The organism is Nocardia vinacea (assembly GCF_035920345.1).
GTDB lineage: Bacteria > Actinomycetota > Actinomycetes > Mycobacteriales > Mycobacteriaceae > Nocardia > Nocardia vinacea_A.
The window spans coordinates 8,242,238-8,259,591 of sequence record NZ_CP109149.1 but is presented as its reverse complement, the minus strand read 5'-3'; the positions used below and the strand labels follow the sequence as shown (position 1 = coordinate 8,259,591).

At 62.3% G+C, this 17,354-nt stretch carries 21 protein-coding genes and 1 pseudogene; 16 read left to right on the top strand and 6 right to left on the bottom strand.

Features of this window, described 5'->3' with window-relative positions; translation table 11 throughout:
- Positions 1-48: 48 nt before the first annotated feature.
- The 6 genes from OIE68_RS37380 to OIE68_RS37355 all read left to right on the top strand — a co-directional run bounded on the left by OIE68_RS37380 (position 49) and on the right by OIE68_RS37355 (position 4,625).
- Complete coding sequence (locus tag OIE68_RS37380; RefSeq protein WP_327095620.1) at positions 49-1,341, top strand: D-alanyl-D-alanine carboxypeptidase family protein; 1,293 nt, start codon at positions 49-51, stop codon at positions 1,339-1,341.
- A 912-nt stretch (positions 1,342-2,253) separates the two neighbouring features.
- Positions 2,254-2,577 carry a type VII secretion target gene (locus OIE68_RS37375; RefSeq protein ID WP_327095619.1) on the top strand — a complete coding sequence of 108 codons (324 nt, stop codon included), beginning with the start codon at positions 2,254-2,256 and terminating at the stop codon, positions 2,575-2,577.
- Complete coding sequence (locus OIE68_RS37370; protein WP_327095618.1) at positions 2,574-2,924, top strand: hypothetical protein; 351 nt, start codon at positions 2,574-2,576, stop codon at positions 2,922-2,924. The genes OIE68_RS37375 and OIE68_RS37370 overlap by 4 nt, the downstream gene beginning before the upstream one ends.
- 236 nt (positions 2,925-3,160) lie before the next feature.
- Positions 3,161-3,316 (top strand): hypothetical protein, encoded by a 156-nt coding sequence (locus tag OIE68_RS37365; protein WP_327095617.1) that lies wholly within the window; start codon positions 3,161-3,163, stop codon positions 3,314-3,316.
- On the top strand, positions 3,316-3,864 hold the full coding sequence (locus tag OIE68_RS37360; RefSeq protein WP_327095616.1) for a hypothetical protein: 549 nt from the start codon (positions 3,316-3,318) through the stop codon (positions 3,862-3,864). The genes OIE68_RS37365 and OIE68_RS37360 overlap by 1 nt, the downstream gene beginning before the upstream one ends.
- Positions 3,865-3,980: 116 nt before the next feature.
- The gene (locus OIE68_RS37355) at positions 3,981-4,625 is read left to right on the top strand and encodes a hypothetical protein (RefSeq protein ID WP_327095615.1); all 645 of its coding nucleotides are present in this window, start codon (positions 3,981-3,983) and stop codon (positions 4,623-4,625) included.
- Positions 4,626-4,923: 298 nt separating this feature from the next.
- On the opposite strand, the gene OIE68_RS37350 is transcribed toward OIE68_RS37355, so the two are convergent.
- From OIE68_RS37350 to OIE68_RS37335, 4 genes are read right to left on the bottom strand one after another with little or no spacing between them, the layout of a single operon-like run.
- Positions 4,924-5,634: an ESX secretion-associated protein EspG gene (locus OIE68_RS37350; RefSeq protein ID WP_327095614.1), complete on the bottom strand. Its 711-nt coding sequence runs from the start codon at positions 5,632-5,634 to the stop codon at positions 4,924-4,926.
- Positions 5,631-6,968 carry a hypothetical protein gene (locus tag OIE68_RS37345; RefSeq protein WP_327095613.1) on the bottom strand — a complete coding sequence of 446 codons (1,338 nt, stop codon included), beginning with the start codon at positions 6,966-6,968 and terminating at the stop codon, positions 5,631-5,633. The genes OIE68_RS37350 and OIE68_RS37345 overlap by 4 nt, the downstream gene beginning before the upstream one ends.
- A gap of 2 nt (positions 6,969-6,970) precedes the next feature.
- Positions 6,971-7,609, bottom strand: coding sequence for a DUF3558 domain-containing protein (locus OIE68_RS37340; protein WP_327095612.1), 639 nt, complete (start codon positions 7,607-7,609; stop codon positions 6,971-6,973).
- Entirely contained in the window at positions 7,606-7,980 is a 375-nt protein-coding gene (locus OIE68_RS37335; protein ID WP_327095611.1) for a hypothetical protein, read from the bottom strand. The genes OIE68_RS37340 and OIE68_RS37335 overlap by 4 nt, the downstream gene beginning before the upstream one ends.
- A gap of 357 nt (positions 7,981-8,337) precedes the next feature.
- Here OIE68_RS37335 and OIE68_RS37330 point away from each other — a divergent pair, with 357 nt between their 5' ends.
- The 7 genes and pseudogenes from OIE68_RS37330 (at position 8,338) to OIE68_RS37300 (ending at position 11,988) form a co-directional block, all read left to right on the top strand.
- Positions 8,338-9,216 carry a helix-turn-helix transcriptional regulator gene (locus tag OIE68_RS37330; protein WP_327095610.1) on the top strand — a complete coding sequence of 293 codons (879 nt, stop codon included), beginning with the start codon at positions 8,338-8,340 and terminating at the stop codon, positions 9,214-9,216.
- Positions 9,213-9,416: a DUF397 domain-containing protein gene (locus OIE68_RS37325; RefSeq protein ID WP_327095609.1), complete on the top strand. Its 204-nt coding sequence runs from the start codon at positions 9,213-9,215 to the stop codon at positions 9,414-9,416. The genes OIE68_RS37330 and OIE68_RS37325 overlap by 4 nt, the downstream gene beginning before the upstream one ends.
- Before the next feature lie 28 nt (positions 9,417-9,444).
- Positions 9,445-9,648, top strand: a complete 204-nt coding sequence (locus OIE68_RS37320; RefSeq protein ID WP_327095608.1) for a DUF397 domain-containing protein — start codon at positions 9,445-9,447, stop codon at positions 9,646-9,648.
- A gap of 56 nt (positions 9,649-9,704) precedes the next feature.
- Positions 9,705-9,866, top strand: a pseudogene (locus OIE68_RS37315) (DUF397 domain-containing protein); the annotation flags it as partial.
- Between the two features lie 189 nt (positions 9,867-10,055).
- A complete protein-coding gene (locus tag OIE68_RS37310; RefSeq protein ID WP_327095607.1) occupies positions 10,056-10,385 on the top strand; it encodes a WXG100 family type VII secretion target in 330 nt (109 codons plus the stop codon).
- A complete protein-coding gene (locus OIE68_RS37305; protein WP_327095606.1) occupies positions 10,382-10,687 on the top strand; it encodes a WXG100 family type VII secretion target in 306 nt (101 codons plus the stop codon). Before OIE68_RS37310 ends, OIE68_RS37305 begins: the two co-directional genes overlap by 4 nt.
- Positions 10,684-11,988: a hypothetical protein gene (locus OIE68_RS37300; protein WP_327095605.1), complete on the top strand. Its 1,305-nt coding sequence runs from the start codon at positions 10,684-10,686 to the stop codon at positions 11,986-11,988. The genes OIE68_RS37305 and OIE68_RS37300 overlap by 4 nt, the downstream gene beginning before the upstream one ends.
- Positions 11,989-13,582: 1,594 nt before the next feature.
- Here OIE68_RS37300 and OIE68_RS37295 read toward each other — a convergent pair.
- Positions 13,583-14,014: a YbaB/EbfC family nucleoid-associated protein gene (locus OIE68_RS37295; protein WP_327095604.1), complete on the bottom strand. Its 432-nt coding sequence runs from the start codon at positions 14,012-14,014 to the stop codon at positions 13,583-13,585.
- An 85-nt stretch (positions 14,015-14,099) separates the two neighbouring features.
- Between OIE68_RS37295 and OIE68_RS37290 the strand changes: the two genes are divergently transcribed.
- Genes OIE68_RS37290 through OIE68_RS37280 form a run of 3 tightly spaced genes read left to right on the top strand, consistent with a single transcriptional unit; the run spans position 14,100 to position 16,215 of the window.
- A complete protein-coding gene (locus tag OIE68_RS37290; protein WP_327095603.1) occupies positions 14,100-14,417 on the top strand; it encodes a hypothetical protein in 318 nt (105 codons plus the stop codon).
- Positions 14,414-15,670, top strand: coding sequence for a WXG100 family type VII secretion target (locus tag OIE68_RS37285; protein WP_327095602.1), 1,257 nt, complete (start codon positions 14,414-14,416; stop codon positions 15,668-15,670). The genes OIE68_RS37290 and OIE68_RS37285 overlap by 4 nt, the downstream gene beginning before the upstream one ends.
- 59 nt (positions 15,671-15,729) lie before the next feature.
- Positions 15,730-16,215, top strand: a complete 486-nt coding sequence (locus OIE68_RS37280; protein ID WP_327095601.1) for a hypothetical protein — start codon at positions 15,730-15,732, stop codon at positions 16,213-16,215.
- Between the two features lie 83 nt (positions 16,216-16,298).
- Here the strand turns inward: OIE68_RS37280 and yhjD are convergent, their stop codons facing one another.
- On the bottom strand, positions 16,299-17,318 hold the full coding sequence (gene yhjD, locus OIE68_RS37275; protein WP_327095600.1) for an inner membrane protein YhjD: 1,020 nt from the start codon (positions 17,316-17,318) through the stop codon (positions 16,299-16,301).
- Positions 17,319-17,354: the final 36 nt, after the last annotated feature.

The window sequence follows — 17,354 nt, the reverse complement described above, 5'->3', positions numbered from 1 at the left end:
GTGTCTCATGACGGCCCACCGCGCGGCCGATCAGTAGGCTCGCAGCCGATGAGCACCCGGGACCTTCGCCTCCTCGTCGCACTCTGCCTCGGTTCTGCACTGGCCATTACGGCCGTGACCTGGGGCCCTGCCGCGACCATTTCGCACGCGACGCCGACGACCACCACGACGACGCCGTTCAGCACCCCGAATACCGACAGCTGCCCGCAGAAGACGAAGCCACCCAACCCGATCGACGAATCCGAGGTCCCCGAACCCGGACAGCCGACACCGACCCCGCTGGCCGTGCCGATTCCACCGGTCGGCGGCTCACGCCTGGGTGAATGCGGTGTCGTCATACCGCGCGGCGCACCGCCGGTGCCGCAGGACATTTCCGCCACGGCCTGGCAGGTATCAGATCTCGATACCGGTGAGGTGCTCGCCGCCAAGGACCCGCACGGGCGCTACCGGCCCGCCAGCACGATCAAGGTACTGCTCGCGACCGTCGCGCTGCGCAGCCTCGACCTGAACAAGACCGTCACCGGAACCCAGGACGATGCGAATGCCGACGGCACCCGAGTCGGCATCGGCCCCGGCGGCCGCTACACCAACCGACAGCTCATGCAGGCGCTGATCATGGCGTCGGGCAACGATGCCGCGCATGCCATCGCCACCCAGCTCGGCGGCGACGCCGCTGCGGTGCAGAAGATGAACGATCTGGCAAAGTCGTTGTACGCCTTGGATACTCGCACCGCCAGCCCGTCCGGTCTGGACGGCCCCGGGATGAGCAGCTCGGCCTACGACCTGTCGGTGTTGTTCCGCGAGGCCATGACAATTCCTTTGTTCGCCGAATTCATCCACACCGAGCAAGTCGATTTTCCCGGCTACCCCAAGGACCCGAAAAACCCTGACGACAAAGACCATCCGGGTTTCCCCATCGCCAACGACAACCACCTGCTCTACGACTACGACGGTGCGCTCGGCGGCAAGACCGGTTACACCGACGACGCCAGACAGACCTTCGTCGCCGCCGCCCAACGCGACGGCCGCAGACTCGTCGTGACGCTGCTGAAAGCCGATGTGCTGCCGATACGTCCATGGGAACAGGCCGCGCGCCTGCTCGACTATGGTTTCGCCCTGCCGAAGAGCTCCACCGTCGGCAAGCTCCCGGAAGCCAAGTCGGCATCCACGAAAGGCACTGCGGGACTTGCCTCCCCGCCCCCGAAAGACACCGACCACGAAGCCCAGCCCGCCGATGAATCCGACAACTACGCGGGCACCCGCACGCTATTGCTGATAGGCGGCGTCATCCTGGTCCTCGCACTGCTTCTCGGAGCCCGCCGCATGAGCCGCCACCGATAGACCGAAGTTCCAAAGGCCTTGCGGCAGCGGTATGCCAAGATCGTCGATATGGGGATCGTCGGTGCGCGCATTGCGATCCGGATCCGTACAGCCGCAGATTGATCCGCGAACTTATCCCGGCTATGGGCCACCGCCGAACGCGTACCCGGTCTACGGTCCCGCACCGACGAACCCGCCTCGAAGCCAGCAGTCGAACCCGCATCCGGCAGGTGCCCAACAGTATCCACCGCAATATCCCCCGAATCCGGTCGCACCCAACGGCTACCAGCCGCAACCGGATTCCGGACCCACCTACTCGCCGAATTACATTCCGCCGCAGGGCTACCGCCCGCACGACAACCAGCCGCCACACCATTTTCCGCCCCACCCACGCTGACACCGGTGCCGCGAGCGAGCGCGGCCCCCTGCAGTTGCGAACCGGCTGGCACCCAACAGCCCCCATCTCCCTATCCACCGAACACCTACCTGCCGAACGACTTTCCGCCGCCAACGGCCTTGTGCCGCGACAGTTCTCCGCCAGTTCACCCGCTGCGCCGCGGGTGGTAGGCCTCGTCCGGAACCTGGGCCGGATGCTCGACGTGAAGTATTCTTACGGCGATTCACTAGGGGGGTGACCGCGATGGCAGGGTGGACTGGCGACTCGGCGGTTGGTGGGTCGGCACGCGAGGCGGTAGGGCTCTGCGCCGAAATCCACGGCTTCCACGCTCTACTGCCGACGGCCGCTACCCCCACTGCCCCGAGAAGTGCACCCTGGCACCGGAATCCGGCCAGGGTACTCACCTCCCTACCGCTAGGTCGAGTTCTCGCACCGATCGGCCAAGTAGACGCGCGCCCGACATGCCGCCCCAGCCGGAAACGAACGGGATTGCGTCGGCACGCGCGGTTATCGCCACATCAACAGAAAGTCAAAGAATGACCTACGAATTCAAGGTCGCCCCAGACGATATCGATAAGGCGGCAGACCAGCTGGCGGAAATCGCGGTGGGAAGCGCAAAGGCGGTCGAGTATGCCAAGAAGCATCTCGACCTGGAAAGCAATGCTGGTTTGGCCCTGAAACCTCTCATCGGCGTCCTTCAAGAAGCCTGTGACGAACTGGCGGTGAATTACACACGGCTGGGCTCCAAGACGAGCGAATCCGCCACGGAGTTGAAGAACGCCGCGAACATGTACCGAACCGTCGACAAGGCACGGGCCGAAGCGCTCGACAAGACCTATCCGACAAAGGCCAGCAAATGACCGACACTACTACCGCATCCGATCCGACCGCGAAGCTCGTCGAACCGCAGGTAGAGGCCTGGTTGTCGACCGGAGGAACTCTGGTCGACTTCGTCCTCGGAAACGCGTACAGCGTTACCTACTACTTGAACGTCATCGTCTCGTTGACCGGATGGAACCCGATCGAAGATGTACAGAAGTATTTTGGAGGAGATTGGCAAGAGCTGCTCGAGTCCGCTAAGGCGGTAGAGAATCTGGCCGCATATAACACCGCCTACGGTGACGCGATCGACGCAGCGATGAAAATGTCGAATCATCGTGGCAGGGCAACGCGGCCACCAGCGCGGCCGATTACTTCTCCAAACTGACGACGGCCCTCGACGGGCAGGTCGAGCCACTGACACAGATCGCCAACGCGACCGCCGCGTTCGCGTGGGCTTCGTTCGGCATCGCGCAGACCGTCCAAGCGGGAATACTGGAACTCGGCGACCGTGCGGTTCAGTGGGTTCTGACGCAAGCCGCCGCAGCTGCTGCAGCAGCGACCGGCGTCGGTGCCTCCGCCGCAGCCGCACTCGAAGTCGTCTGCAATGCCATCCTCCTCGCGATGACACTCAATGTTGTGAAACAAATCAAGAACCTTGGAGCCTTGCTGGCTGCCGCACAAGCAGCGCTCGGCACGATCACGGCGTTCATCGGGACCGCGATGGAATTCCAGATCCCCAGTCTCGGCGGAACCTACGACCATCCCGGGGTGAACTGATGAATCGCGAGGAACCGATGCTGGATCTCGCCGGCGGCGATGTCGGCATGTCACGTCACCTTGCGAAGGCTCTGAACATCATTGTCGGCAGCCCGGGCCTCGCCCCGGATCTGAAGGCGCAAATGCAGGAGATCCTGCAAGGGAAGGGCACCATCCGCGATCTCGTGCACAGCGAGTCGTTCGCGCGTCTCGGCGACGCGGTCATCCCCAAGGCGCTAGAGGATTTCGCGGCGACATCGCCCGAGGAAATCCAGCGAAAGGCCGAACTGGGAAACGCGGTCCTCGAAAGCTACCGGAACCAGGATCCCGAAACTTCGCCCCCCGCAGAGCCATCCCCGAGTTCGTCGCCCGAGCAATCGCCGACCAGCGCTCCCCAGCGAACACCATCGACGTCGGCCTCCGAGGTCGGAAGTAGCGGTAACCGCCCTGCGAGCCATGTGATTCCAGGAACTCGGAAGCCCAACCGCGATCGGATCGTCACACCCGACGACCTGGACGACGACGATCTGTACTTTCAGGACCGCAACCAACGCGGATGGCTCGAGTGAGGCTACCTCGCCTGGCCGGTGACTATTACCGACCCAACAGCGGTGACGACTTCGAGGCGACCCCACTACCACCGAATCCACTGGTGTATCAGCGGCCGTACACGCACGAGGACGACGTGACGATCCGGCTGCGTCGGTGTCAGGACCCTTTGCCGAATGCCGTTTCGCTCTGGCGGAAAACACCCCGGCGGCTACGCGTCGAACCACTCGAACTGGAAATTGCGCAACCTCTGCCCGATTTGTGTCCCGGGCACGGTCTTCCGGCGGTGTCGCGAAACCACGTGCGGGCCCGCTTCTACGACACGGATCTACATCCTCGGTTTCATCGCACAGCCAGAGAACGAGACCTCGGCAAGAACTTGTTCACCGGAGGCGTGGTGCCGGTCGCACCTGTTTCGACGATCCTCGTCGGCGAGTGGCCCGTCTGTGACCGATGCGTCCGCACCTCCGGGCGATACCGCTGGGCCGCCCGCTCGCTGCTATGGCTGATGGTCGCCAATCTCGTCGCTGTGGTGATAGTCAGTGTGGCGCATGTCGATCCCCTGCTCATCCCGCTGGTACTCGCACTCTTCCCGGGTTCGATTCCGCTGGGGCTGGTGGTGGTCATCCACCTGTTCGGCAAGAGTGCCCAACGGGTGACGTACCGCCCCATCTATGATGAAAGGTTCGCCTTCGTCCAAGCTCACCCCCACTTCCGGGCAGCGATAGAACAAGATCCGCGCTATCGTCCTTCGCTCGACAAAGAGCCTGGCACGCAATAAGCATCGGTCGTCTCGGCCATCCGGGACGGCCGAGACGGACATCGCGCAGACCCGCAGATTGCACCGTCGGCATTTGCCACCGCTTCGCTCGAGCGGAGACCTCGCGCCAAGCCATCCTGATATCAGCGTCGCTGTTCCCCGTCGACCGGCCCCGGCAGACTGCCTAGATCGAGCCTCGGATTCTGCGCGGACGTGCGAAAAGTCTCGAATTGACGGCCTTGCTCGAGCTGCCCAGATTCTTTGGCAACCAGCATCTGGCAAACGAACCCGGAAGCGACCGTCGCGCTGGAGCGGCGGATCAGGGGATGGGTTGTGCCAGGCGGGTGATTTCGCGGCGGATTGCGGACTGGTCGCAGGGGATTATGTGGAATTCGTTGTATTGGTGGCGGTAGTGGTAGCGGCCGTCGCCTTCGATGTCGAACCAGTTCAGGTATTCAGGTGGGGCGGGGTGGGAATCGCGTAGGCCGCGAAGGGTTTCCACGGTTCCGGAACCGGAGCGCGGAGCGCGCAGCAGGCGGTAGATCCGGTCGGACGCTGTTTCTTTGATGCCGGTCCAGGACTCGAGGTTGTCGACCAGGCATTGGGCATCTTCGACCACGGCCGGATGCCGTCCGGGCGGCACGTCGCCGAGCACCGCTGTGAATACGGCGGGCACGATCGCGGCGGTGCCGACCTCGAGCACTACATTGCCGCCGAAATCGGGGGTGAGGCCCGGCCGTTGCACCAGGGTGACGCCGATGTCGGCGTCGATCGCGCCGAACGCGCGCAGCGGGCGTCGCCGAGTTCCGGTCAGCGTCAATGCGATTCGCGGATCGGCGGCCACACGCAAGGCCGCCGAGAGATCCGGGTTGGCGTGCAGCGGCATGCGGCGGTCCAATTCGCGGGTGAGCTGGTCGAATTCGTCTTCCCAGCGCACCGAGGCGATCAGGCGCAACGGAAAGGGGTAGCGATCCGACCGCGTCTCGCGCCAGATGTGCATGAACTCATCGGGCGTGAACTCGAACTTCACCCGCGCTCACCGCTCGGTTGCGCCGAGGGCGCGTCGGCCCCGATCGACGAGGGAACCGCCGGATCGTCCGGGCCGACCAGTTCTTCGTACTGGCCGATCAGGTAGTCGGGGACCTTGCGGCTCGACTCGTCCTCCCCCGATTTGCGGCCCGCGCCGGGTGACGACATGCCCGACATACCGTTGCGGCCGGTGCTGGCTGCACTGGTCGCAGCGGTGGAAACCGTTGCTGCGCTGGAGTTTCCGGTAGTCGGAACGCCGGAGACGCTGCGTCCCGGACTCGGTGTGGTGCTGCTGCCGGGTCCGGCGGTGCCGCCCGGTCCGGAGGTGCCGAGGCTACCCGGCTGCCCCGAGGTCGTCTGGGTGGTGGTTGTCGCGGCGGGCGAGGTCGCGGTGGTGCTCGCGGCCGAGGTCGGGGACTGTGTCTGTTGTCCGGTAGTGGAATTCGAGTCGAGGCCCGTCGGGTTCACCGTGCCCTGATCGGACTCCGATGTCCCCGATCCGTTCGACTCGCCGTTGCTACCGCCGGTGTTTCCGGTGCCCGATCCAGTGGTGCCGCCATTGCCGCCCCCGTTATCGCCGCCCGGCCCGGTACCACCCTCGTTGCCCCCGCCCGGCGACGTGACCGGCACGAATGTCGGGACTCCGGACCCAGCAGGACCGTACGACGGTTTGTAGTTGTTGTTCATGGTGTCGATCGCGGTGCGATGCAGCGCCTCGATACCGCGCTGATAGGCGACCTCCTGGCTGTCACCGTCCCCGACCAGACCCGCGCCGACCGCGGAAATAATGACCTGCGCGGGGTCCAGCGAGGTCGCCGAACCCCTGCTCCCCTGCGCCGCGGACGGTGGCGGCACCGTCATCTTCACCACTTCGGCGGCTGACGCCACGCCCTTTATCCGGTGCCCACAGGCATTGATGACCTGCTCGACATCACTTGCCTGCCGATAGAACGTCTGCGCCGCAGCAAGAGCCGCATCGGCCATGGCACCCTCGATGCCCGAGGCCAATGCCTTCTGAATCGCGAGATTCGCGCCGAACAGCCCACCGCTCAGCGCGGTGGCGATGCTGATCCACGTATCGGCCTGGTGATGCATGATGCCCGGACTCATCTGCTGGGCGTTGGTGTAGATCTCCTCGTGGGTATGGCCCTCGAACTGCTCCATCCGAGTGATGTACGCCGGATCCTGGCCGTCGGCAGCAAGTTTCGTCTCATATTGCTCCGCACCCTGCTGCTGACCGCGCGCAAGCGTGCTCGGTTGGGTTGTATCCGGCTTGCGGCTCGAATCGAATGCACCGAGCGCCGAGGGAACATCGTTAATGTCGAGGCCGGTCATCGTCAGTTGTCCTTGCCGATCTCCGGTTCGATGGTGGAGGCGATGTCGGTGATGCTGTCGCAGGGGTTGAGGTCTCGGGGGGCGCGGTCGGTGAGATCGACTGCTATCTGCACGAAACCCACCTTGGTCTGGACATCAACCTGGCAACTCCGCTTCATGGACGTGGCGGGGTCATGGACCAACAGGGCTTGGCGTCCGTTCACAGCGATCGGCTCGCTGTATGAGCCGACCTTAGCGAGGTCTTCCGCCCAAGTCGCGTTTCCTGAGTTCAATTGCAGGTTTCGCAAAGTTGAGCGAAAGTCGCAGGTGAGGAAGCTGTACTCGGCCACGAGGTCGTCGCCACGTGCCCGGGATGCGGGATCGAATCCAGCTCGTCGAGCTGTGTCATCGCTGATCCATGTACACGGGTCGAAGACGACCTTGGGGCGTCCCGTGCTGGCGGTGTACTGGTTATCCTGCGACGGCGGTTGAAGCTTGGGGTTGGTCAATGTCGGCCGCGCTGATTGTGTCGCGGTGGTCGACGTGGTTTGACCTGAATCGGCCGGGTGCTGTGTGGCGTCGCTGCCGGAGGAACAGCTCACCGCGACTGGTGCGATCGTTATCGCAAATAGCGCCAGCCAAGTATTGCGGGTTCCCCTCATGAAGACTGCACCTCCGAGGTAGCGGTACTGACCGACCGCGCATACACGGCGTCGGCTTCCTCTACTAGCTGACCAGCACGCAGGTAAGCCGCCGCCATCTTCAATGCAGCCTCTTTCATCCCGTTGAGAGCATCCGTCATCTGCACAGCCTTGCGCGAAAAACCGTCTTGAAGCTGCTTGGCCGACTCGAACCCACCGAAGCCATCGAGCCGCTGCAAACGAATCGATCGATTTATCTCTGGATCGAGCGTCGTCTCGACGAACCTCGTGTAGACCTCGGCGCACCGACGTGCGGCGTCGGCCTCCATCCGGAATGTTCCCCCAGTGGCTTGCTGATACAGCGCATTTGCGGCCGATTGCCCCACTTCCATCGGCTGGCACTCCCTCGCTTTTCGTCCGCTTACTGTACTGGACGCGTGAAACGGTCAATCGGTTCCATTGGGACGCAAAGACGGTCTCGATTGGTTTCGATCCTGCGGGTTCGGACCGGTACCGCCGGGTTCGGACCGAGCGTTCCTCCAGCCGTGTGCTCCTACCGAGGTTCATGACGGGTCCCATATTCCCAAGGATCGGGACGCACCGGTGTTGACCTAGAACCGCGAATATGCCACCAGATGCAACTTGTCCTGGGGTTATGCCCTGATCGCATGGAAATCCGCTATGTTGCCGCCGACTGGATCGCAGCGTGATCTCCTGATCCGAACAGTGAAACCTGAAGGGAGGCAGGCATGTCGGAGGACGGACCAAGCCTGGCACGGCGTCAGTTGGGGAAGTATCTGCGCAATGGGAGGCAGGAACGCGGGCTGACGCTCCACGAGGCGGCCAGGCTGATACAACGCAGTGGCAGCACGCTCCACCGCATGGAGAAGGGGCAGGTGGCCGAACTGCGCGAGATCGATATCGAGGCGCTGTGCACGATCTACGAGTTCGATGCCGACCACACGGCGGCAATGAAAGCGCTTGCGGTACAAGGTAACGAGCTGGGCTGGTGGTATGAGTACGTCGACCTGCTGCCGAAGAACTTCGACTTCTATGTCGGTCTGGAGGCATCGGCACAGCGGCTGAAGACCTACGAGCCTGAACTCGTACCAGGGTTACTGCAGACGCCAGCGTATGCGAGCGTGCTCATCCGGTCGGGCTTTCCTGACGACGACGCCGACGAGCATGCACGCAGGGTGAGGTTGCGAATGCGAAGGCAAACCAGAATCACCCGCAAGTATCTTCCGGCATCGCTCGACGTAATCCTTCGAGAGTCGGTGCTCCGGGGAATGGTTGGCGGGTCGAATGTCATGGCGACCCAGATGAGGCACCTGGCCGACATGACCACCCGACCCAACGTGAATTTGCAGATCCTGCCGTTCAGCGCTGGGTTCCCCGTTGGAGTCGCGGTTGGGCCGTTCGTCATCCTGGAGTTCGGCACGGATAAAGATGGACAGCCGGTCGATCCGCCCGTGGTCTACACAGAAAATTTCACGGGTGGCTTGTATCTCGCAAAATCAACCACGGTTCAGCGATACGATCATACGTACGAGAGTCTTCGGCGTAGCGCTATGGATGCCCCTGCCAGCCGGGCTCTACTCAGGCAGATGGCGAAGGAGTATGCGTGAACAGCGATTTGGCCGGTGCCGAGTGGTTCAAGAGTCGACACAGCGGCGCAGCTGAAAACTGCGTCGAAGTCGCCTTCCTCCCGAACACCCTTGTCGGCGTTCGCGATTCGAAGAACCCCTCCGGCCCAGCACTGGTCTTCACCCCAGCCGAATGGTCAGCCTTCACCGCCGCGACAACCCGTGGCGAGTTCGACCGCTGACAGTCCCACTCACGCATTTGGAGTACGCGTGAACCTCGATCTGACCAACGCCGACTGGTTCAAGAGCAGCCACAGCGGCGGCAGCTCAGACTGCGTCGAAGTCGCCTTCCTCCCGAACACCCTTGTCGGCGTTCGCGATTCGAAGAACCCATCCGGCCCCGCACTCATGTTCACCCCAGCCGAATGGTCGGCCTTCACCGCCGCGACGACTCGCGGAGAGTTCGACCACTGATCTCGGAGGGGCACCCTATGGCCAATCTCTCGGACTCGACATAGTTCAAGAGCAGCCGCAGCGGTGCCCATTCGAACTGTGTCGAAGTCGCCTTTCTCCCGAACAGCTATGTCGGCGTTCATGATTCGAAGAACCCATCCGGCCCCGCACTGGTCCTCACCTCAGCCGAATGGTCAGCCTTCACCGCCGCGACAACCCGTAGCGCGTTTGCCCAATGACGGTCTCGACCTTGCTTTACTCTGCCACCTACCACTAGCTGGCGATGCCACGAGCGGACCTGGGCACCGGCTTTTTCAGTGGCGGCGATCTGGTCGAGTGCCGATCGGCATGGGGAGACGGCTGCCGAGCAACCGACATAGCCCGCAACCGTATGGACGCTTGAGGCAGAGCGCCGTTATGGTCGGGTGATGAGCGCTACCGGGGGGCTTTCCAACCAGAATCTGTCTGTTGTGCCTGATGATGTGCAGGCGATCGGCCAGTACGTCTACAACATCGCCGACACCATGAAACAGGCCCTCGATTCCGCAGCCCGCGAGGTCGAGACCCTACTCACATCCGACTGGACCGGCGACGCGGCCGACGAATTCGCCACCGGGTGGACCGAAACCCACGACGGCGGAACACAACTCATGCAGGCCTTGACTTCCCTTGCCGACAAGCTGGGCGTCACCGCGGCCAACTACAAGAACACCGACACCGGCAACGCGTCCGGTATCTCCAGCCTGGATCTGCCATGAGCTCCCAATTCAGTGTCGACCTCGACCAACTCGACCGGATCGTGTCACGCCTCAATGGCCTCGCCGGGTTTCTACACGACCACCTCGACGAGCTCGACCACAAGGTCGCTGCCCTGCACAGCGGCAGCTGGGAATCCGCCGCAGCCAGCGCTTACGCCGACGCCCACAGCCAATGGGTCACGGCCGCACGGGAATTCGCCGAAGGCGTCGCCGCCATAAGCGATGCCGCACAGAAAGCGCATGGCCGCTATACCCGCGCCATCGACGTCAACCGACGCATGCTGCAGTCGGGGCAGGCATGATCGTCGACTGGCAGATCTACTACGACGCCGCCAAGAAATGCCACGATCTCGCCGGCGATCTCCGCAAGGCCGACAAACCGGTCCACGATGCGGTCAAAGGCGAATGCGTCGGGATGGCCGGCGACGCCCCCGGCTGCAAAGAATGGGGTGAGACCTACGACAAAGCTGCCCGGCAGACCATGCAGGCCTGCTCCAGCCTGGCCAACGCCCTCACCAACTACGGCGCCGTGCTGTACGCCATGGGCTACAACTACGGCACCGCCAACAAGAGCAACCCCGCCCCACCACGACCCGACGTAGGCCAGGTCGGCGAGTACAAGGTCAGCTTCCCGTCCTCGGTGGGCGACAACGGAATCGGCTTCACCGACCACGGCGGCCTCAAAGAGTTCCTGGACAAACTCATCGCCAAAGTCCTCGCCGCCTTCGGCAAACTCCCCAACGGCGACCACACCAAACTCGACAAAGCCCACACCACCTGGAACACCTTCGCCAACCACGACACCATCACCGGCGCCGCCGCCCGCATCGCCGCCATCTCGGCCCTGTTCGACGGCATGGACGACCTCACCAATCGGCAACTACTCCAAGACCACTTCACCACCCTGAAAACCAGCGCCGACACCGTCAGCACCGCCGCCCAGAACATGGCCGGACCCGTCGGCGACTACAAGAACGCGACGGTCGCCCTCGGCAACGACAACACCACAGCCATCAACGCACTGGAATTGTCCATCAGCCTGATCGCCATCACCGCCGGAGTCGCATTCCTGTTCAGCCTCGGCTCCTCCGCCGTCGCCGCAGCCGCCGCGATCGACGCCGACGTTGCCCTCACGATCAACGCGATCCAAACCTCTTACCGCGCCAGCCAAATGGTCCGAATCATCGGCCTCAGCAGCCTCGCCGCCGGCGCCGTCGGCACCATCGACGCCTTCCACGCACTACCCACCATCGACCTCGACAAGGCCATCGCCGGCCTCGCCGCCATCATCGGCATGACATCGACCATCGATGATCCGGACTCGGACGACATCAACGGGCACAATACCGCTGGTGGCGCGTTTACTACGAACTCATACACATCGAAGGTGAATAAGATCGCCAGCGAGTACGGGGTTTCACCGAAGGAAGTGAAGGATGCCATCCATAAGATCAAAGCACAAGGCGCTTGGCGCGGTGACGGAAACAATCGAAACCCTGACGTAATCGTCGATCTCGATACCGGTGAGGTCCACGTACAGAAACCAGACGGCAGCCCTTCCGAAGACAGCATCGGAAATATCCATGATGCACTGGAACGCTGACGGGAGGCGAAGGAATGCGGCGAGAAATCATAGAACACGAGGATAGATGGATTATCCTACCGCTGAGGGGAAGCCGTATCGTCGCTAGCGAATGGTACCCAGGCCAAGTCGATCTCATTATCGACACAGGCTTCAAAGTAGTCATCGGCTATGACGCCGAATTATCCTTGCGAACCAGCAAGGAGGACTCACCCGACCGTCACGAATTACCCCATTGGCCGAGGGAGGAGGCAAAAAGAATTCTAGAATCCGAAATACTCTCGCCAGTATTCTTCAAATCCGGTGGCGCCAGAATTGCCCTCCGAAACGGATGGCTCTTGCTTCTCGCTGATCTACCGGCGAGATCGCCGGCGGCGGTTTACTCCGAATCCTCTCTGCTGTGGACTCGTGATGGGCTGTCGAGTCAAACGGAGTATCCGGTGCTCAGAATAGATCCGTGGACGGGACGGATACTCACCACACCGGAATGGCCGTCCCGCCCATCCGACCTGGCCATCAACTACGAATCCGACGATATCAACGACTGACCGGTCGTTCGCTGCCAGCGACCGCGCTCAGCGTCGCCGCGACCCCGAAAGCACCAGCGCCGCAAGAGCACCCGCACCGAAGTAGGCCGCGCTGGTACTCATCGAAAGGCCGGGCGTACTCATGCGGGGCTTGATTTACGGCGGGGTCAGGTGGGGGGATTTCGGCTTCGGGCTCGTACTCCAAAGCTATTGTGGCCCAGGCGGTTACGAACAGGAGGATGCGATAGGTGGTGTAGCTGAACACCATCAGACCGATGATCGAAGGCTCAGACATTGAAACTGAATTCGACCGCGCAGCCGAATAACCTCACCAACATGGGCTCCTATGTTGCCGGCTCCAGTCTGTCGTACCCTGACCGAGGCACCAGCACCGATTCGGCGGTCAGTGCTCCGCGGTCTCGTACTTCGAGGGGCTTCCGATCGCCGCTCCAAGAGACGACCTGCACCGGGTTGCCTTTGTCGACGAATACGCAGTAGCCCTGCTCCGGTCCTTCCCGGTAATCGATTGTGGGGAGATGCTTCCAACACTGGCCTAGAGTGTTCGCGTTCTTGTCGAGGTCGGCCACTTCGGTGGACGCACGCACCTCCACCAACCGCTCCCATCCATCAGTCCAACCGGCCGCACGGGTTATATCTCGATCAGCGTGGCTCCATCCGCACCTTTCGCCACCTCGCGCAGCACGGCGTCGAAACGTTTATTCGATCCAAGCGGCTCAGCTCGGGGAGAGCCGAAATCGAGTGTGCCAGTGCACGTTTGATCGTCCTCTCGATCAGTGGAGGAAGTGCAGGCGCTCAGCGCAGACACGGCCCGCGCCGCCAGTCTCTGATCGTCGGCTGCGGAGACGCTGACGGGAGGGCCTCGAACTGGGCGGACTACCACCGGCCCAGGCCGATTCTCTGACCTGCTGCTGACGGTGCGCGATGGCCTCGGCCTGGTCGTAGTCGGCCCCCGACCAGTGCACAAGATGCTGTGCAGTCGCGTCACCGATCTCGTCCGCACACGTCTGTCCGAACTCAGCCGATCCGAATCATCCTGCGCCGCAGGCGTTCAGAGGCGGCTCGAGCTCCTACCAGTACGACTGGTTGCGCCGCTGGTTCTGCTCGATCAATTCTTCTTCGGTGAGCTCGTCGTCGGACGGTTCGTGCCTCGCCGTAGGCTCGGATGGGACCGGGTACGGGCGTTCCGCGGCCAGCCCGAGGGTCTCGACCGCCGCTGCCATGCGCGGGTCTGCGCTGAGTTCGGCGAGACGTTCACGCACATTCCCGCGAGCCTGGTCCAGGGCCTCGTGCACGAGCTCGGTGATCAGATTGCCCAGTTCGGCTCCGAAAGGTGTGACGCTCTCGTCGATTCGAACTGCTTGAAGCGTTCCGTCCGCGAGCACGTCAACCGCAACCCCGTAGCGCGATGCGGTGGACCGGTCGGTCATCAGGGCGCGTTGCACGGCATCCATCTGATTGGTGATCGGGTCGATATCACCGTTGTTCGGGTACAACTGCACTGCGCGCTCCCCATCGTGGCTGGTACGACCGTGCTACCGTAGCAACACATTTCGTGGGACAAGATTCGTGGTGAGGGGGTCGCGCGTGTCCGATCTGTATGTGGATCAGGCTGCGCTCGAGGGCATGGTTGCCGTGTTGAACACAGCGCATGTCGCACTTGCTGCCGTGAAGGCGACGACTTTCCTGTGGGCTATCGAGGATGCGCTGCCCGGCTCCGGCCTCGGGCACGCCTTCATGAAGGCCGGTGCACGGGCCGAGCTCAGCGTCCGCGGTGTCAACGTCCAGTTGAAGGAGATCAACGGCTCGGCGGGTATCTGCATCGCGGAGTACAACAGGCAGCAACAAGAGCAGGCGCAGCGAATCGCCGACTTGTCCGAATCGCTGGAGTCCGGTCCGCGATGAGCTGGGTACCGCCGACGAAGACTCAAATCCGCAGCTGGACCTTCGATGCGTTGACCTCCCAAGCTGGGGAATGGGGCCAAGGCGCACAGAAGATCACCGAGCAGCGCACCGTCGTCTCCCAGCAGCTCGCGGATTCCCCGGGTTTCTGGCGCGGAGGCGCCGGAGACTCGATGCGATGGAAGGGTGACGAAGCTAAATCGTCGTTGTCGAAGGTGGTTTCGGCCTTCGACAACGCTCAGCAATCCACGTCACAGATCATCGCCTCGCTCAGTTTCGCCAAATCCGCTGCGGTCAACGTGATTCATGATGCCGAGGACGCGCGGTTCACCGTCGCTGAGGACGGCACGGTTAGCTTCTCCGAAGACGTCCTCGCATGGATTGCGCAGGAAAACGACATCCGCAGTCCGATAATCGCCAGGATGGTGGTGACGCGTGTCGCCAACCAGTACGAGGACAAGATCAAGAAGTGCCTCCGGGAGGCTGGCGATGCCGCGGGGGCTGCCCGGGAAGCGATCGAGAAGGTGTTCGCTGATGTTCCGGTGCCGCTGGGTAGTGACCTCGAAACCATCGTGACCTCATACCAAGTCGATGACGGTGACAAGCGCTACGTGATGTGGCCTGACACCGACAAGATTGCGCAGTGGAAGAAGTGGTCCCTAGGAACGATCGACATCGAGCCCAAGCAGGTCACCGCTGCGGAGGCGGAAATGCTGAACAACTTGAGCCTTTGGGACCAGTGGCAATTCAAACAGATTTCTGAGAAAGCGCAGGAGGAAGCCGAAAAGGCCTTTCCTCCGGTACAGATGCTGGATGCCGCAGGCAACCCTGTGTTCGATAAGGACGGCAAGCCTGTTATGAATAACCAGGACAACCATACCGACGCGTTCCGCCATGCCTACTGGAATGCCCTGTTGACCCGTGAATTCGGCGAGGATTGGACCAAGGAATACACCTCGAAGCACGAGATGCGAGACGACAACCGGTCGGTGCGCGAGGCGATGGACCTGTACAACAACGAGGTCGGGCGCAAGATTGCCGTCGACAATCCGACAAAAAATGGGTACAGCCCCTTTGGCAGCGACTTGAGCGATGTCGTCAAAGAAGCTGTCTTGCGAGGCGACACAGTACTGATCGACAAGAATATGAATCTGAACTGGACCAACCAGGTGAAGATCGGCGAGGCCGTGAACTCGGCAGCCTTCGACGACCAGCCGGACAGACGCTTGCCGGGCGCCCCTGTGGCAGAGAAATGACTGTCACCCAAATGATCTAGCTCAGTTAGGAATTCATGCGGAGTAATCTGCCCCCCAGTATGCGTCTGCTCTCTGTACTCGGGCTGGCGGCAATCCTGCTCCTGCCCGCCGGCTGCGATCTGTCGTCGTCCGACGAAAAAGTCATCGTCGAACAGGAGAGTCCAGCGCTGGCGGAAGCATTCGAACGTGTTCGGAACTCTCATGGCACAGCTCGACTCGGGGACCTCATTACCGAATCCGGGATTCCGGTGGGTTCGTGGGACCGAATGTACAGCTTTTCGTCCGCCACAGAAGAAAGCCTCAACGATGGTCTCGGGACGAAGGGATTGGACTGGTCGGGTCTCCCTTTTACGTCCGACTCTCTCATACAAGTATTCGTCAATAATGGCAAAGTCGTGTTCGCATACAGTGACCGCAACCCACGGTACGCGGCTTATAGGGGCGCAACACCAGAGTCCGAGGTGAAAGCCGTGGAGCGAATGGCAGTGGGAGCAACGGAAAGCGACACCTACTGGAGCATCCAAATCGAAGAGTTCCCAAAATAGGGAGATCCGCAGAGGCCGGAGATGTTGCGAGGTTGGGGGTGATCCGGGGATCTATCCGGGTCAGCGACTCACACCACTCCATGTCAGCGTCGACGCAACCCTGAAAGCACAAACGCCGCAAGGGCGCCCACACCGAAATAAGCAGCTCCCGTGCCCATCGAGAGGCCGGGCGCGCCCATGCGAGGCTTGATCACGGCAGGGGCGGGTGGGGGGATTTCGGCTTCGATCTCGTTCTCCGATGCCGTTGCGGCCCAAGCGGTTGCGAATAAGAGGATGCGATAGGTGGTGTAGCTGAACACCATCAGGCCGATGATTGATCCGAATACCGCGCCCGCAGGGCTGTGCAGCACCATCTGCAGGTAGAACGACGCGACGTATTTGAAGATTTCGAAGACCACCGCGGCCAGTGCCGCCGCGCGTGCGGCACTGCGCAAGGTGACCGGCTCGCGGGGCAGGCGGGCGATCATCCAGACGAACACTGCCCATGAGGCGAGGAAGCCGAGCAGTATCGAAATGAGCACCAGGATCAGCCGCGCACCGGGCAACTCCGACAGGCGGAAAGTGATCAGCAGCCGCGCGCCGAGGGTGCTCGACGCCAGGGTGGACAGACCGATCGAGGCCACGAAGGCCAAGCCGAGCCCGATCAATGCACCGAGGTCGGAAAGCTTGCTCAGGAACCAATTGCCCTCCGGGGTCTTCTGTTCCCACTGTTCGGTCAGTGCCGCCCGCAGATTCGCCATCCAGCCGAGTCCGGTGTAGACACCGACGAGCAGACCGAGCGTGCCGACCGCGCCGCGCGATCGGACCGCCTGATCGATCAGATCATTGAGCTGGCCGCCGAGTGATCCCGGAATGTTCTCGATGATCTTGTTCCGCAGTTCGGTGAGCATTTCCGGGTCGCCCGACAGTACGGAGCCCGCGATCGCGAAGGCGACCATCAACAGCGGAAACAGCGACAGCACTGTGAAATACGTGATCCCGGCCGCGTAGTAATCGCCGCGTTGCCGCTGATAATTTCCGCCCGCGCGGATCAGATGATCCAGCCACGGCCGCGACTGGATCCGCCGTTCGAGCGCCGCCTTGATGTTGTCGATCACCTGCATCTGTCACGCCCCTTCAACAGAGACCGCGCGGTGATG

What these genes read in the sequence shown, in the direction of transcription:
- OIE68_RS37380 (WP_327095620.1), top strand. Translation starts at nt 49, where the DNA reads ATGAGCACCCGGGACCTTCGCCTCCTCGTCGCACTCTGCCTCGGTTCT.
- OIE68_RS37375 (WP_327095619.1), top strand. Translation starts at nt 2,254, where the DNA reads ATGACCTACGAATTCAAGGTCGCCCCAGACGATATCGATAAGGCGGCA.
- OIE68_RS37370 (WP_327095618.1), top strand. Translation starts at nt 2,574, where the DNA reads ATGACCGACACTACTACCGCATCCGATCCGACCGCGAAGCTCGTCGAA.
- OIE68_RS37365 (WP_327095617.1), top strand. Translation starts at nt 3,161, where the DNA reads ATGACACTCAATGTTGTGAAACAAATCAAGAACCTTGGAGCCTTGCTG.
- OIE68_RS37360 (WP_327095616.1), top strand. Translation starts at nt 3,316, where the DNA reads ATGAATCGCGAGGAACCGATGCTGGATCTCGCCGGCGGCGATGTCGGC.
- OIE68_RS37345 (WP_327095613.1), bottom strand. Translation starts at nt 6,968, where the DNA reads ATGACCGGCCTCGACATTAACGATGTTCCCTCGGCGCTCGGTGCATTC.
- OIE68_RS37340 (WP_327095612.1), bottom strand. Translation starts at nt 7,609, where the DNA reads ATGAGGGGAACCCGCAATACTTGGCTGGCGCTATTTGCGATAACGATC.
- OIE68_RS37335 (WP_327095611.1), bottom strand. Translation starts at nt 7,980, where the DNA reads ATGGAAGTGGGGCAATCGGCCGCAAATGCGCTGTATCAGCAAGCCACT.
- OIE68_RS37330 (WP_327095610.1), top strand. Translation starts at nt 8,338, where the DNA reads ATGTCGGAGGACGGACCAAGCCTGGCACGGCGTCAGTTGGGGAAGTAT.
- OIE68_RS37310 (WP_327095607.1), top strand. Translation starts at nt 10,056, where the DNA reads ATGAGCGCTACCGGGGGGCTTTCCAACCAGAATCTGTCTGTTGTGCCT.
- OIE68_RS37305 (WP_327095606.1), top strand. Translation starts at nt 10,382, where the DNA reads ATGAGCTCCCAATTCAGTGTCGACCTCGACCAACTCGACCGGATCGTG.
- OIE68_RS37300 (WP_327095605.1), top strand. Translation starts at nt 10,684, where the DNA reads ATGATCGTCGACTGGCAGATCTACTACGACGCCGCCAAGAAATGCCAC.
- OIE68_RS37285 (WP_327095602.1), top strand. Translation starts at nt 14,414, where the DNA reads ATGAGCTGGGTACCGCCGACGAAGACTCAAATCCGCAGCTGGACCTTC.
- OIE68_RS37280 (WP_327095601.1), top strand. Translation starts at nt 15,730, where the DNA reads ATGCGTCTGCTCTCTGTACTCGGGCTGGCGGCAATCCTGCTCCTGCCC.
- yhjD (WP_327095600.1), bottom strand. Translation starts at nt 17,318, where the DNA reads ATGCAGGTGATCGACAACATCAAGGCGGCGCTCGAACGGCGGATCCAG.